The organism is Desulfofundulus australicus DSM 11792, from assembly GCF_900129285.1.
In the GTDB taxonomy this organism is placed as follows: domain Bacteria; phylum Bacillota; class Desulfotomaculia; order Desulfotomaculales; family Desulfovirgulaceae; genus Desulfofundulus; species Desulfofundulus australicus.
Genome location: NZ_FQUW01000014.1, coordinates 1 through 13114, shown reverse-complemented (window position 1 = coordinate 13114; position 13114 = coordinate 1). Strand labels below are relative to the sequence as shown.

Annotated in this window: 13 protein-coding genes; 11 read left to right on the top strand and 2 right to left on the bottom strand. The window is 58.7% G+C overall.

Features of this window, described 5'->3' with window-relative positions; genetic code table 11:
* The first annotated feature begins 46 nt into the window (after positions 1 to 46).
* The 8 genes from atpG to BUB44_RS06555 all read left to right on the top strand — a co-directional run bounded on the left by atpG (position 47) and on the right by BUB44_RS06555 (position 7299).
* Entirely contained in the window at positions 47 to 913 is an 867-nt protein-coding gene (gene atpG, locus BUB44_RS06590; protein ID WP_073164431.1) for an ATP synthase F1 subunit gamma, read from the top strand.
* A gap of 57 nt (positions 914 to 970) precedes the next feature.
* Positions 971 to 2374 carry a F0F1 ATP synthase subunit beta gene (gene atpD / locus BUB44_RS06585; RefSeq protein ID WP_027355879.1) on the top strand — a complete coding sequence of 468 codons (1404 nt, stop codon included), beginning with the start codon at positions 971 to 973 and terminating at the stop codon, positions 2372 to 2374.
* 1 nt (position 2375) lies between these two features.
* Positions 2376 to 2777 carry a F0F1 ATP synthase subunit epsilon gene (locus tag BUB44_RS06580; RefSeq protein ID WP_073164429.1) on the top strand — a complete coding sequence of 134 codons (402 nt, stop codon included), beginning with the start codon at positions 2376 to 2378 and terminating at the stop codon, positions 2775 to 2777.
* A gap of 549 nt (positions 2778 to 3326) precedes the next feature.
* On the top strand, positions 3327 to 4283 hold the full coding sequence (gene spoIID, locus BUB44_RS06575; protein ID WP_073164553.1) for a stage II sporulation protein D: 957 nt from the start codon (positions 3327 to 3329) through the stop codon (positions 4281 to 4283).
* A gap of 59 nt (positions 4284 to 4342) precedes the next feature.
* The gene (locus BUB44_RS06570; protein WP_073164426.1) at positions 4343 to 5068 is read left to right on the top strand and encodes a M23 family metallopeptidase; all 726 of its coding nucleotides are present in this window, start codon (positions 4343 to 4345) and stop codon (positions 5066 to 5068) included.
* 140 nt (positions 5069 to 5208) lie between these two features.
* Positions 5209 to 5457 carry a sporulation transcriptional regulator SpoIIID gene (spoIIID, locus tag BUB44_RS06565; RefSeq protein ID WP_027355875.1) on the top strand — a complete coding sequence of 83 codons (249 nt, stop codon included), beginning with the start codon at positions 5209 to 5211 and terminating at the stop codon, positions 5455 to 5457.
* 151 nt (positions 5458 to 5608) lie between these two features.
* Entirely contained in the window at positions 5609 to 6646 is a 1038-nt protein-coding gene (gene mreB, locus BUB44_RS06560; protein WP_027355874.1) for a rod shape-determining protein, read from the top strand.
* Between the two features lie 89 nt (positions 6647 to 6735).
* Positions 6736 to 7299 (top strand): Uma2 family endonuclease, encoded by a 564-nt coding sequence (locus tag BUB44_RS06555; protein ID WP_073164423.1) that lies wholly within the window; start codon positions 6736 to 6738, stop codon positions 7297 to 7299.
* A 49-nt stretch (positions 7300 to 7348) separates the two neighbouring features.
* Here BUB44_RS06555 and BUB44_RS06550 read toward each other — a convergent pair whose 3' ends face one another.
* Both BUB44_RS06550 and BUB44_RS06545 read right to left on the bottom strand, forming a co-directional pair.
* The gene (locus BUB44_RS06550; RefSeq protein ID WP_073164420.1) at positions 7349 to 8851 is read right to left on the bottom strand and encodes a class I adenylate-forming enzyme family protein; all 1503 of its coding nucleotides are present in this window, start codon (positions 8849 to 8851) and stop codon (positions 7349 to 7351) included.
* A gap of 64 nt (positions 8852 to 8915) precedes the next feature.
* Positions 8916 to 10151, bottom strand: coding sequence for an acyl-CoA dehydrogenase family protein (locus tag BUB44_RS06545; protein ID WP_073164417.1), 1236 nt, complete (start codon positions 10149 to 10151; stop codon positions 8916 to 8918).
* A gap of 139 nt (positions 10152 to 10290) precedes the next feature.
* Between BUB44_RS06545 and BUB44_RS06540 the strand changes: the two genes are divergently transcribed.
* The 3 genes from BUB44_RS06540 to BUB44_RS06530 form a co-directional block, all read left to right on the top strand.
* Entirely contained in the window at positions 10291 to 10656 is a 366-nt protein-coding gene (locus BUB44_RS06540; RefSeq protein WP_165611023.1) for a helix-turn-helix domain-containing protein, read from the top strand.
* Positions 10649 to 11791: an acyl-CoA dehydrogenase family protein gene (locus BUB44_RS06535; protein ID WP_073164412.1), complete on the top strand. Its 1143-nt coding sequence runs from the start codon at positions 10649 to 10651 to the stop codon at positions 11789 to 11791. Before BUB44_RS06540 ends, BUB44_RS06535 begins: the two co-directional genes overlap by 8 nt.
* Before the next feature lie 377 nt (positions 11792 to 12168).
* The coding region (locus tag BUB44_RS06530) for an ISLre2 family transposase (protein ID WP_073164409.1) at positions 12169 to 13114 on the top strand (946 nt) is incomplete at its 3' end.

Here is a 13114-nt window from a genome sequence, read left to right as displayed (position 1 = left end):
CGCGTTCCAGTTATCCGGTAACAGCGACGCGAGGTGGTGAAATAGAGTGCCAAGTCTACGGGACTTGCGGCGTCGGATTAAAAGTATCAAGAGCACCCAGCAGATTACCAAGGCCATGAAGGCGGTTTCCGCCGCCAAGATGCGCCGGGCTCAGGAACAGGTGCTGTCCGCCAGGCCCTACGCCAGGCGGATGAAGGATGTTCTGGGCAGGGTGGGCACCGCCGCGGGCGGGGTCAAGCACCCCCTTCTGGAGGTGCGCGAGCCCAGGAAGGTAGCCTATGTTCTGATTACTGCCGATAGAGGGTTGTGCGGCGGGTTCAACGCCAACCTGATCCGCAGGACCATCCAGGAAATAAACAACCTCAACGCGGAAGTAAGCCTGATCTGCGTCGGGCGCAAGGGCCGGGATTACTTCCGCCGCCGGGGTTACAATATCGTCCAGCAGTACGTGGGCCTGGGTGAAACCATCAAGGTGAGCCAGGCCCGGGAAATCGCCCGTTACGTCATGGAAAAATACTCGGCCGGAGAGTTTGACGTCGTCTACCTCATTTACAGCGAGTTTATCAACGTGCTGGTGCAGCGGCCAAAGGTGGTAAAACTCCTCCCCGTGGAACCTCCCGAAGAGCAGGAAAACGGCCGGGATAAGCCCGCCAGGGTGGAGTACATCTTTGAGCCTTCGGCGGAGAGCGTGCTGTCCGAGCTGTTGCCCATGTACGTGGAAAACATGGTTTTTCACGGCCTTCTGGAGTCCAAGGCCAGCGAGCACAGTGCCCGCATGACCGCCATGGACAATGCCACCAAGAACGCCGGCGAAATGATTGATAAACTGACCCTGTCCATGAACCGGGCCCGCCAGGCTGCCATCACCAAGGAAATTTCCGAAATTGTCGGCGGCGCGGCGGCTCTGGAGTAAGCGTTACCGTTCCCCTGGCTAACTCAAGCTTCGCGCGAAGGAGGTACGGAGTAGCTGATGAATGTTGGTCATGTAGTTCAGGTCATTGGCGTGGTGGTGGACGTCCGCTTCCCACCGGGCCAGGTACCTGATATCTATAATGCCTTGAAAATTCGCCGGGAAGGACAACCGGACCTGACCCTGGAAGTAGCGCAGCACCTGGGGAATAACATCGTGCGGACGGTAGCCATGTCCTCCACCGACGGACTGGTGCGGGGCATGGAAGTGATTGATACAGGTAAACCCATCACCGTTCCCGTGGGGCGGGCCGTTCTGGGGCGCCTGGTGGACGTGCTGGGCGAGCCCATTGACGGTAAAGGTCCCATCAAGAGCGATTACTATTACCCCATTCACCGCCCGGCACCGCCCCTGGCCGAGCAGTCCACCCGGGCCGAGCAGCTGGAAACCGGCCTGAAGGTGGTTGACCTGCTGGTCCCCTTCCTGAAGGGCGGCAAGATCGCCATGTTCGGTGGCGCCGGCGTGGGCAAGACGGTTATCGTTATGGAGCTCATCAACAACATCGCCAAGCAGCACGGTGGTATTTCCGTGTTTGCCGGCGTGGGCGAGCGCACCCGCGAGGGCAACGACCTCTACCGGGAGATGACCGAAGCGGGCGTTCTGGACAAAACCATCATGGTATTCGGCCAGATGAACGAACCGCCGGGATGCCGCCTGCGGGTGGGGCTGACGGGGCTGTGCATGGCTGAATATTTCCGGGATGAGGAAGGGGCCGACGTGCTCCTGTTCATCGATAACATCTTCCGCTTTACCCAGGCCGGTTCCGAGGTTTCCGCCCTGCTGGGACGGATGCCCTCGGCCGTGGGTTACCAGCCCACCCTGGCCACGGAGATGGGCCAGTTGCAGGAGCGGATCACATCCACCACCAAAGGTTCGGTCACTTCGGTGCAGGCCGTGTACGTGCCTGCCGACGACCTGACCGACCCGGCGCCGGCCACAACCTTCGCCCACCTGGACGCCACCGTGGTGCTGTCCCGTCAGATTGCCGAACTCGGTATCTACCCGGCGGTGGACCCCCTGGATTCCACCTCCCGCATTCTCGACCCCAACGTGGTGGGCCAGGAGCACTACGAAGTGGCCCGGGGCGTGCAGAAGGTACTGCAGCGCTACAAGGAGCTGCAGGATATCATCGCCATCCTGGGTATGGAAGAACTGTCCGACGAGGACAAACTGGTCGTGGCCCGGGCGCGGAAGCTGCAACGCTTCCTCTCCCAGCCCTTCCACGTGGCCGAGCAGTTTACCGGCCGGCCGGGCGTGTATGTGCCGCTTAAGGAAACCATCCGCGGCTTCAAGGAAATCCTGGAAGGCAAGCACGACGACCTGCCGGAAGAAGCGTTCTACATGGTGGGAACCATCGACGACGCGGTGGCCAAGGCGAAAAGCTTAGCAGAGGGAAGTGCATAAAATGGCGGAGAAAACCCAACGCCTGGAGATTGTCACTCCCGAGCGTAAAGTATACAGCGGCGATGTCCGCTTTGTGGTGGTGCCGGGCGTTGAGGGCGAGCTGGGCTTCCTGCCGGAGCACGCCCCCCTGGTCAGTGCCTTGAAAATCGGGGTAATGAAGGTGCAGGAGGAAAACAGGACCTTCAAGGTGGCCATCAGCGGGGGATTTGTGGAGGTGCGGAACAGCCGGGTTACCGTCCTGGCCCGCACCGCGGAACGGGACGAAGAGATCGACCGGGAGCGGGCTGAAGCAGCCAAGGCCCGGGCTGAACAGCGCCTGGCCGCCCGAACACCGGACGTTGACGTGGTCAGGGCCGAGCTGGCTCTAAAACGCGCCCTGGCCCGGTTGAAGGCCATATCGTAAGTGAGGGGTAACTCGAGGTGGCAGATCAATCTGCCGCCTCAGTTTGTAGACAAAATAATTCTGTGATGTGCCCTGGTTTTAAAGGAGGAGCGACCTGGAGTGAGCGCTGCCGGGCCAGGCCACGTGCCGCGGACAGGACGTCCGCGGAGGCCACCTGAACACAGGAGGTGTGAATGTGGCCGGTACCCGCCGAAGACCGGAGCCGGGGCCTTTTGGCCCGGCCAGCGATACGACCGGGAGCGACGACTAAAACCAGGGCACATACCAGAAGTACTTTGTCTACACGCAGAGGTGGCAGATCCAACTGCCACCTTAAATTTTTGCCGGCCTGCTATGGTGCCGCGTTGTCCACCCAGTGCTCCGCAAGTCGCTCGCTCTGGACAACGCGGCACCTGCCGTTGGTAAAGACTTTACTGAATAATTTCGCCCCCTGTATGAACAGGAAACTTTTGGGCAACAATGGGTGATAAACGTACACTGAATTTCCAGGGCATGTCCGTCACCTGCCGGGCATATAAATTTCAAAGGTGGACAGGGGAGGTGGAGCGGGTGCGCAGGCTGCTTGGCTTGATCTGCCTGGTAGTGTCCATTACCATGGGGTTGCCTGTGCTGGTGAGCTACCTGTCACCGGTGCAGATCCAGGAAAGGGAGACCCGGGTGCGCCTGTACCAGCACAGCACCGGGCAGGTTATAGAAATACCCCTGGAAGAATATGTGACCGGGGTGGTGGCTGCTGAAATGCCCGCGTCCTTTCCCATGGAAGCTTTGAAGGTCCAGGCGGTGGCGGCCCGCACCTACATCGTCCGCCGGCTGAACGCGGGCGGGGTGATAAACAACGACCACCCCGGAGCCGATGTTTGCGATGATCATGCCCACGGCCAGGCCTGGATTTCCCGGGAGGAAATGCGCCGGCGCTGGGGTACCCTCCGCTATTATGAATACTATTACAAGATTAAAAAGGCGGTGGATGAAACCCGGGGTATGGTGCTCACCTACCAGGGCCAGCTTATTGAACCGGCCTACCATTCTTCCTGTGGCGGCCGGGGAACGGAAAGCGCCTCCGCAGTGTGGGCGGCGGATCTGCCCTACCTGGTAGGGGTACCCTGCCCCTACGATGCCGATCCGGAGCCCGTGCGCACGGTTATTCTGCCCCTGGAGCAGGTTGACCGGGCCCTGGGCGTGCATATAGAAGCGGTGCCGGTGACGGCCGGCGGAACAGGTAACCCCCTGGAGGTGGTGGAACGGACACCGGCCGGACGTCCCAGAATTGTGCGCATTGGGGGAAAGGAGCTGGCGGCCACGCTGGTAAGGGATCGCCTGGGCCTGCGCTCCACCGATTTCACCATGTCTATGAAGGGCGGTCAGATCCAGATAACCACCCGGGGATACGGCCATGCCGTGGGCATGTGCCAGTACGGGGCTAAAGGCCTGGCCCAGCACGGTTATACATTTGATCGCATTTTAAAGCATTATTACACCGGCGTGGAAATAACCCGTATAAATTAAACGCTAAATGGCCACAATACTTCTGAAAGCTGGAATGAGCTTTTTCAGGAGTGATAAAAATGTGGCCGTTTGGTAAACGTTTGTCCGAACAGGACCCGGTGAAAAAATTCCGTCACTGGCTGCGCCGCTGGCTCCTGGGCAGCCGGCTGCATTATGCCGTAATAAGTACGGTGGTAATCGCCCTGGTTATGGTTTTGCTCTGGGCCATAATCAGCTCCTGGCAGCCGGCCAGCTCCATTCCCGTACCCGCTCCGGACAGGGACCGGGGGGTGCAGGTGCTCCATTCTTCATCCATTGATGCAGCTCAACCAGCTGACGGAAAAGCACCGGGCGGGAATAGCGGCCGCCTGATCATTTACCCGCCGGTGGACGGCCCGATCGTTCAGGCCTACGGGAGAGGCTATTCCGAAATATACGGCGACTTCAGGTTCAACCGGACGGTGGCCTTCGATGCCGGGGCCGGGGCACTGGTTAAGGCGGCCGCTGCCGGAACGGTCAGGGCGGTGCAGTCCGGGGCATCTTTGGGGAAGGCGGGTGAAAACGGCAGGATCTTACCGGACAGGCCGGTCCCTGTGAGTTATACGGTTGTCATCGACCACGGCAACGGCTGGCAGACAATCTATAAAGGACTGGGCGAGGTGCAGGTAAAGGCCGGGCAGCACCTGAGTGCCCGGGCCCCCCTGGGCACCCTGCCCCCTTCGGCGGGGAAGCTGGAATTCGGGCTCTTGAAGGATGGGGCTGCCCGGGACCCGGAAAGGTACCTGGTGGAAAACATTCACTGGTAAATTCATACTATACGGTCCGTTTATAACCGGTCAAGACTGTGCCGGCTCCCCGGGTTTGGGCGCCCGTCGTGGTTTTTAGCAATTTACCTCCTCCCGGCGCATATAAATATTATCAGGTACCAAGCCGGGGAGGTAGGGCAATGCAGGAATACATCCAGAAAAGGGTGCTGGAGATTTGCGCCTATATCCTGGAAACCAGGGCTACAGTACGTCAGGCGGCGCAGGTGTTCCAGGTGAGCAAGAGCACGGTACATAAGGATATGACCGAGAGACTGCCCTCGCTGAATAAGAAGCTGGCCCAGCAGGTCAGGGCCGTTCTGGAGCAGAACAAGGCCGAGCGGCATTTAAGGGGTGGCGAGGCAACGCGGAAAAAATATAAGGAATCATAGAAATTTATGGGCCGGGCTAAAGGATTTTGGCTTAAAATGTAGAAAACTACCAGTTGTGCCTGCCTCATAGTTAAGCCCGCCCGGGGTATGACCGGGGGACAGGTTGGCAGGTTAATCTGAAAGTGGTTGCAGAAAGAGAGGAGACCACCCCGTGCTCGGCATAAGCAATGATATGGGCATAGATCTGGGAACAGCTAATGTGCTGGTCTACGTTAAGGGAAAGGGCATTGTCCTGCGGGAACCTTCAGTGGTGGCTATAAACAGGGATAACAACCGGGTTATCGCGGTGGGTTCCGAGGCCAGGCGCATGCTGGGCCGCACCCCCGGCAACATTGTGGCCATAAGACCTTTACGGGACGGCGTCATTGCTGACTACGACGTGACGGAGAAGATGCTGCGCTATTTCATCAGCCGGGCCGGCGGGAAGAAAGGTCCTTTCCGCCCCCGGGTGATGGTCTGCATTCCTTCGGGCGTAACCAGTGTGGAAGAGCGGGCCGTGCGCCAGGCGGCCATTCAGGCCGGTGCCCGGCAGGCTTTCGTTATTGAGGAGCCGCTGGCGGCCGCTCTGGGAGCGGGACTGGATATCTCCCAGCCATCGGGTACCATGGTGGTGGATATTGGCGGCGGTACCACCGATGTGGCCGTACTCTCCCTGGGCGGGGTGGTCTGCAGCCGGTCCCTGCGGCTGGGCGGGGACAAGTTTGATGAGGCCATCGTGCGCTATGTGCGGCGGGTGTTCAACCTGGCCATAGGGGAGCGCAGCGGGGAAGAGATAAAGATCAATATCGGCAGCGCCGAGCCGGACAGTGCCCCCCGGCGGGAAATGGAAGTTCGCGGGCGGGATCTCGTGTCCGGATTGCCCCGGTCGGTGGTTATTTCCACCCACCAGGTTTTCGAGGCCATCGCGGAGAGCCTGGAGGCGGTGGTGCGGGCGGTAAAGGAAGTGCTGGAGCACACGCCGCCGGAGCTGGCCGCGGATATAATGGACAAGGGTATGGTCTTAACGGGTGGCGGTGCCCTTTTGCACGGCATCGACATCCTGCTGAGCCGGGAAACGGGCGTCCCGGTGCATATTGCCGAAGACCCCCTCTCCTGCGTGGCCCTGGGAACGGGCCGGGCGCTCTCCATGCTGGGCGTTCTCAACACCAGCTCCCAGAATAAAAAGCGGCCGGTGAAAAAGACCGGTTAATGACCGGGGCCGGCCCCCGGTTTGACAGGTTCTGGTGGTGATCGTAAAATATCATAAAAAATAAGCGGCTGCCGGAAGGGGGGATCGCCGTGAGCCTGCTCGTACCTCCGGCGGGGAAGATAATCCTTACTTACGACGATTACCTGCAGTTACCCGACGATGGGAAACGTTACGAGATCCTGGAAGGGGTGCTGCATGTGACGCCCTCGCCCACCACCCGCCACCAGCGGGTTTCCCGTAACCTGCATTTCATTTTACATGCCCATGTTACGGAAAATAACCTGGGAGAGGTTTTTTACGCCCCGCTGGACGTGGTCCTCAGTAATATCAGCGTCACCCAGCCCGATCTCCTTTACGTTTCCCGGGAAAGGCAGAGTGTGATCACGGAAAAAAATATAGCCGGCGCCCCCGATCTGGTGGTGGAGATTCTCTCCCCTTCCACATCGAGCGTTGATCAGGTTACCAAGGCCCAGGTTTACGCGCGCTACGGCGTACCCTACTACTGGGTGGTGGACCCGGAGGTAAAGACCCTGGACGAATTTCGCCTGGAGCGGGGTATCTACCTGCCGGTGCGCCGCTGGGAGCAAAACGCTCAATTTACCCCCGAGATGTTTCCCGGCCTGGTGGTGGAACTGGAAAGGGTCTGGGCGTGAAGAGGCCGTCATTTTCTGCGGAAAATGACGGCCTTGTGAATTGTAACGGTTACCGGCTGTATTTTTCCCTGATCACGTGTTTCAGGATTTTACCCGATGCGTTTCGCGGGATGACATCGGTAAACTGGAAGATGCGCGGCACTTTATAATCAGCCAGGTGTTGCCGGCAGAATTGACGTATTTCTTCCGGTTGCAGCTGGTGTCCCGGCATGGGTACCACTACCGCCATTACCGTTTCGCCCCAGTCGGGATGGGGTATACCGACTACAGCGGCATCGGCCACTCCGGGACAGAGTGACAGTACATCCTCCACTTCCTTGGGGTATACGTTTACCCCACCGGTGATGATCATGTCCTTTTTGCGGTCTTTTATCCAGATATAACCGTATTCATCTCTTTCGGCCAGGTCACCGGTATAGATCCAGCCATTGACCAGAGTTTCGGCGGTTTCCCGGGGACGGTTTAAATAACCAACCATATTACTCGGTGTTTTAATGATGATTTCCCCCACTTCCCCGGGCGCCACTTCCTGTCCCCCGGCATTAACCACCTTAATCTCGGCGGTTACCGAGCCCCGGCAACCGATGCTGCCGGCAAAACGGGGGTGTTCATGGGGGTGCAGGGCCGTTCCGTTGGGGCCCGCTTCCGTCAGGCCATAAACGCCCATAAAGCCGCCGGGGAAAAGTTTCATCATGGTGTCAAGGCCGGCCCGGGGCATGGGAGCCCCACCATAGATCCAGCGCTTGGCCGAGGTTAAATCGTACCTGCTGAAATTGGGCAGCTTGGCGGCCAGGTTGTAGGCGACCGGTGCGCCGAAAAAGTGGGTGGTCTTTTCCTGGTCGGTCAGTTCCAGCAGCGCTTGGGGGGTGAAGCTACCCAGCACGTGGGTGGCCCCCGCCCATGTTCCTCCTACCAGGATCAGGTTTAAAGGGGCGGAATGAGTGAGGGGCATTAAATGCAGGCAGCGGTCACCGAAGTATATATCCGCCTCGTAGGCCATCATGATAGCCACCAGAGTGACGGCGTTATGCGTCAGCATTACCCCTTTTGGTTTCCCGGTCGTGCCGGAAGTATATAATATTTCGGCCAGGCTGGAGGGATTGAGGGGCAGGTCCAGATTATGGCATTCATATTTCTCCATTAAACCGGACATCTCCCGGGTGGAAACAGCGATTACATGGGGTAAACCTTTTGTGGCTTCCTCCACCACCGATCTTAGGTTATCCTCATAAATGATTACAGATATCTCACTGTCCTGGAGGATATAGGCTATTTCAGAGGCCGTAAACTTTATATTCAACGGGGTAACCGTTCCGCCTGCTTTGAGTATACCAAAATAGGCTACCATGAATTCAGGCCGGTTTGAAACCAACAGGGCGGCTCTATCGTTCGGCTTAAAGCCCCGGGCCTGCAGGTACCGGGCGAGGCTGTTGGCTTCAGCATTCAGCTGAAACCAGTTCAGCGAAACATCCCCTTGGGGCCACCGGACGGCCAGCGCCCGGGGATACTTGGATGCATTTCTCTCCAGTAACCGGTGAACCAGTTCGCCCATTTCTTTCACCTCATTCTGATAAGGTGTGGAAGGCTCTCTACTCGGCAGGTTTTTTGCTGTGAAGTTACTCGTACACCTTTTCTTCCACCCGTTCGGCGTCATGGGCATCATGTTCCACGTCGCGGTGGGAAGACGGCAGGCCGGTTAATTCCCTGTAGTATTCGTGTTGAATGATCAGGTTCATGATCTCGCTGGTACCCGTCCAGATGATGCCCAGGCGGGCGTCCCGGAGCAGCCTTTCAATGGGGTAGACCCGGGTATAGCCGATGCCCCCCATGACCTGCATGGCATTGTTGATTACCGCCCACGCCGTTTCCGTGGCAAATTTTTTGGCCTCCGAAACCATCCGCCGGCAGCGGGCGGGATCCGCCCCTGCATCTATGGCCCTGGCGGCGGCGTAGACCAGCCCCCGGGCCGCATCCAGCATGGTGATGCTGTCCGCAATTTTGAAGCTGACGGCCTGGAACCGGTTGATGGTCTGGCCGAAAGCCTTGCGGCGGGTGGTATAACGTGCGGCCACCTCCAGCGCGGCCCTGGCCATCCCCAGGGAACCGGCGGCGCTGGTCATGCGCTCGGGGATCATCATCTGGTAAAAAATCTGCGCCGCTTCATTTTCCCGCCCCAGCAGGTTTTCCGCCGGTACCCGGCAGTTATCCAGCACCAGGCGTCCCGTGCCGCCCCCCCTGGTGCCCATCAACCCGTAGACGTACTCCACCTTCACCCCGGGGCCCCTTTCCACCAGGAAGGCGGACAGGGACTTGTGGGGCGGGGCGCCGGGAGCGGTCCGGGCGTAAATGAGGAAATAATCGGCTCCCTCGGCTCCCACGATGAACCTTTTCTGGCCCTTCAGCACATAATAATCCCCTTCCTTTCTGGCCACGGTGGTGGCCCCGAAGAAGTCGGAACCGCCCCTGGGTTCGGTCAGGCCTTCGGCGGAGGCCATTTTGCCGGCCAGGGTGGGTTTTAAAAACTTTTCCTTCTGGGCGGGGGTCCCGAACTTGTCGATGGCCTCGCCCACAATGCTGGGCATGGAATACAGGCAGGAGAGGGCCATGCTCAGGACTCCCACTTCTTCCAGGGCAATTATTTCGTCGCACCACTTCAGGCCCCGGCCGCCGTACTCCCGGGGGAAGCGCAGCCCGAGCAGATTTCTGGCCCCCGCTTCCTCTATGAACTGGCGGGGGAACTGCACGCGCTCGGCGTCCATATCCAGGACCAGCTGGCGGGGCACCGCTTTGACGAAGGAGCGCACTTCTTCCCGGAGCTTTAACTGCTCCGGGGTGAGCATGAAATCAAACATCACTTAACCCCTCCCGTAGCAGAAGGAATTATAAAGGTTTAAGAGGTATTTGTTATTGTAATAATATATTACGGTTTGTAATGCAGTCAAGAATATTCAAAAATTTATATAGCGGTTATACGCTTGTGGGGGAATGCCAGTGGGGTATAAGTCCATCGGCAGGCGCATCCAGCTGGCCCGGGAGGAAGCCGGCCTGAGCCAGGAACAGCTGGCGGCAAAGATAGGCTGCTCCCAGTCCACCCTTTCCCATTATGAACAGGGCAAGCGCCGGCTGTACCTCGCCCAGCTGGAAAAAATTGCGCAGGTGCTGCAGAAACCCATCGACTACTTTTTTCAGCCCGTGGAAGAAAAAAGTGCGGCGCCGCACCGCTCTGTGGCAGCCCCGGACGATGCCGAAATTCAGGCGGTGCTGGACGCCCTGCAGAAGCTCTCGCCGGCCTCAAGAAAACTGGTGGTGGATTTTGTCCTGTGGATGAAGGAAAGGGAGGAAGCGCAAAATGGTTGATTTTGCCCTGACCCGGGAGCAGTCGCTGCTGGTGGAAGAGGTGCGCGCCCTGGTACGGGAGAAGATTGCCCCGGCCGCCCACAGGTTCGACCGGGCCGGGGATGAGGAATTTGACTTTTCCCTGGCCGCGCTTTTGGCCCGGGACAATTTGCTCACCCCCACCATCCCGCGGGAATACGGCGGCCGGGGGCTGGACTACTTTACCACCGCACTTTTGCTGGAGGAACTGGGGGCCGGTTGTGCCGGCCTGGCGGCGGTGGTTACGGCCAACATTCACGCCGCCAGCCCCATCATTCTGGCCGGTACGCCGGAGCAGAAATACACCTATTTACCCCTTCTCACGCGTTCCACCCCCCACCTGGCCGCCTTTGCCCTGACGGAAAAATCGGCCGGTTCGGATATTGGAGCCATGGAATCGCTGGCGGTGGCCAGGGAAGGGAGGTGGGTGGTCAACGGGGCCAAGGACTACGTCATCAATGGCGGTGTAGCCAGTTTTGTCACCCTTTTTACGGCCACCAGCCCGCGCAATGTGAGGGGGAGCATGCTCTGCCTGGTGGTGCCGCAGGGCACGCCGGGACTAAAGGTGGGTGCCGTGCGCCGGAAAATGGGCATCCGCTATGCCCATACCGTCCAGCTGTTGTTTGAAAACCTGGAGCTGGCGGAGGAACACGCCATCGGCGGGCCGGGCAGCGCCTACCTGCTCTTAATGCAGACCTTCGACCGGGGGCGCGCGCTGGCCGGAGCCATCGGGGTGGGCATAGCCAGGGCTGCCTTTGAATACGCCCTGCAGTACAGCAGGGAGAGGATTCAATTCGGGCGCCCCGTCTATGCCAACCAGGGGGTTTCCTTTGCCCTGGCCGAGCTGTCCGCCAGAATTGAAGCGGCCCGGCTGCTGGTCTGGAAGGCGTGCTGGCTCATCGACCGGGATCTGGATTATACCATGGCCTCCTCCATGGCCAAACTTGCCGGTAGCCGGGCGGCCGTGGAGGCAGCGGCGCTGGCCATGGAAATATGCGGCGGGGAGGGCTACCTGCAGGGTCACCCGGTGGAAAGGTATTTGCGCGACGCCCGGGTGCTCCCCCTGATCGAGGGCACCGATAACGTCCAGAAGGCCGTCATCGCTTCCCTGCTGTAAAATGGCCTCTATCGGCTTTTTCCCACGGCCTCCGGTCCCGGCTAGGTTGCAGGCTAGCTTTTTCAGGATGTGCCCCGGTTTTACCCGTCGCTCCCGGTCGTTTCGCTGGCCGGGCCAAAAGGCCCCGGCTCCGGTCTTCGGCGGGTACCGGCCACATTCACACATCCTGTGCTCAGGTGGCCTCCGCGGACATCCGGTCCGCGGCACGTGGCCTGGCCCGGCAGCGCTCACTCCAGGCCGCTCCTAATGTAAAACCGGGGCACATATAGAGTCTTGGGTCGTGTAAAATTTCAGTAGGCACCAGAAGGGGATCAGCCCCCTGAAAAAGAAATGAGACCTCGCGCGCCAAAACACCCCAAAAAGGAGTGTGAGGTCTCATGCTAAATATTCGCCAAATAGTGGGTGCAGTCCTTCTTTTCGTCACCGGCCTGGTTAAATTAATTGGTGGGTGCAAAGACTTCTATGAACTTGAAAAAGGTATCCACGAGCTTTGTCAGAAGGTCAGCAACCAAATATTCACCTGGGCACTGGAACAGCTCGATACCCGCCTGATGAATGAACGTGACCGGAGCACCTGGGAAGTGGTCGGGTTTCGGGATAAAACAGCCATCAGCACCTTTGGGGAATTTCTCTACAAAAGGCGCCTGTACAAAAACAAAAAAACCGGGGAAACCAGCTTCTTTTTAGATGAGCTACTGGGCTGGCCGGCCCGGGCCAGGATCACCCCCCGCTTAAAAGAACTGGCTGTCAAACTAAGCACCGAGCTTCCCTTTGATCGGGCCGCGGAGATTTTAAGCTACCTTGTTCCCGGAGTAAGCCCCATGACCATCTGGCAGGCCACCCGGGAAGTAGGCGAGGTCCTCCAGCAAGAAGGAAAAGAAAAAAGAGCAGCGGTTTTTGAAGATGGCGAAGCTCCCGGTGGGAAAGAGGTGGCCCCGGAGTTGTGCATCGAAGCCGACGGGGTGATGATCCGCCTGCAAAGGGCAGAGCAGAAACGAGGAGAAATCAAACACATGGTAGCATACGAAGGCAAAAAGCAAGTAGGCCGGGATCGCTTTGTCCTGAAAAACAAGCATGTGTTAAGCAGCTTAACTGAAGGTGAGGCAATCTGGGAAGAAGGTTATGCGGAAATCGGAGGGAAATGGGATCTGAGCCGGACCCAAAAGATCTACATTGGCGGCGATGGGGCAGAATGGCTCAAGCAGGGAATGAAATACTTTCCCGGCGCCGAATATCGGTTAGACCCATACCATCTGAGCAAGCATTTAACCGAAGCACTCTGGTATGATGAAGAAACCTTCCGGAAGGTGGCCACAGCTATTT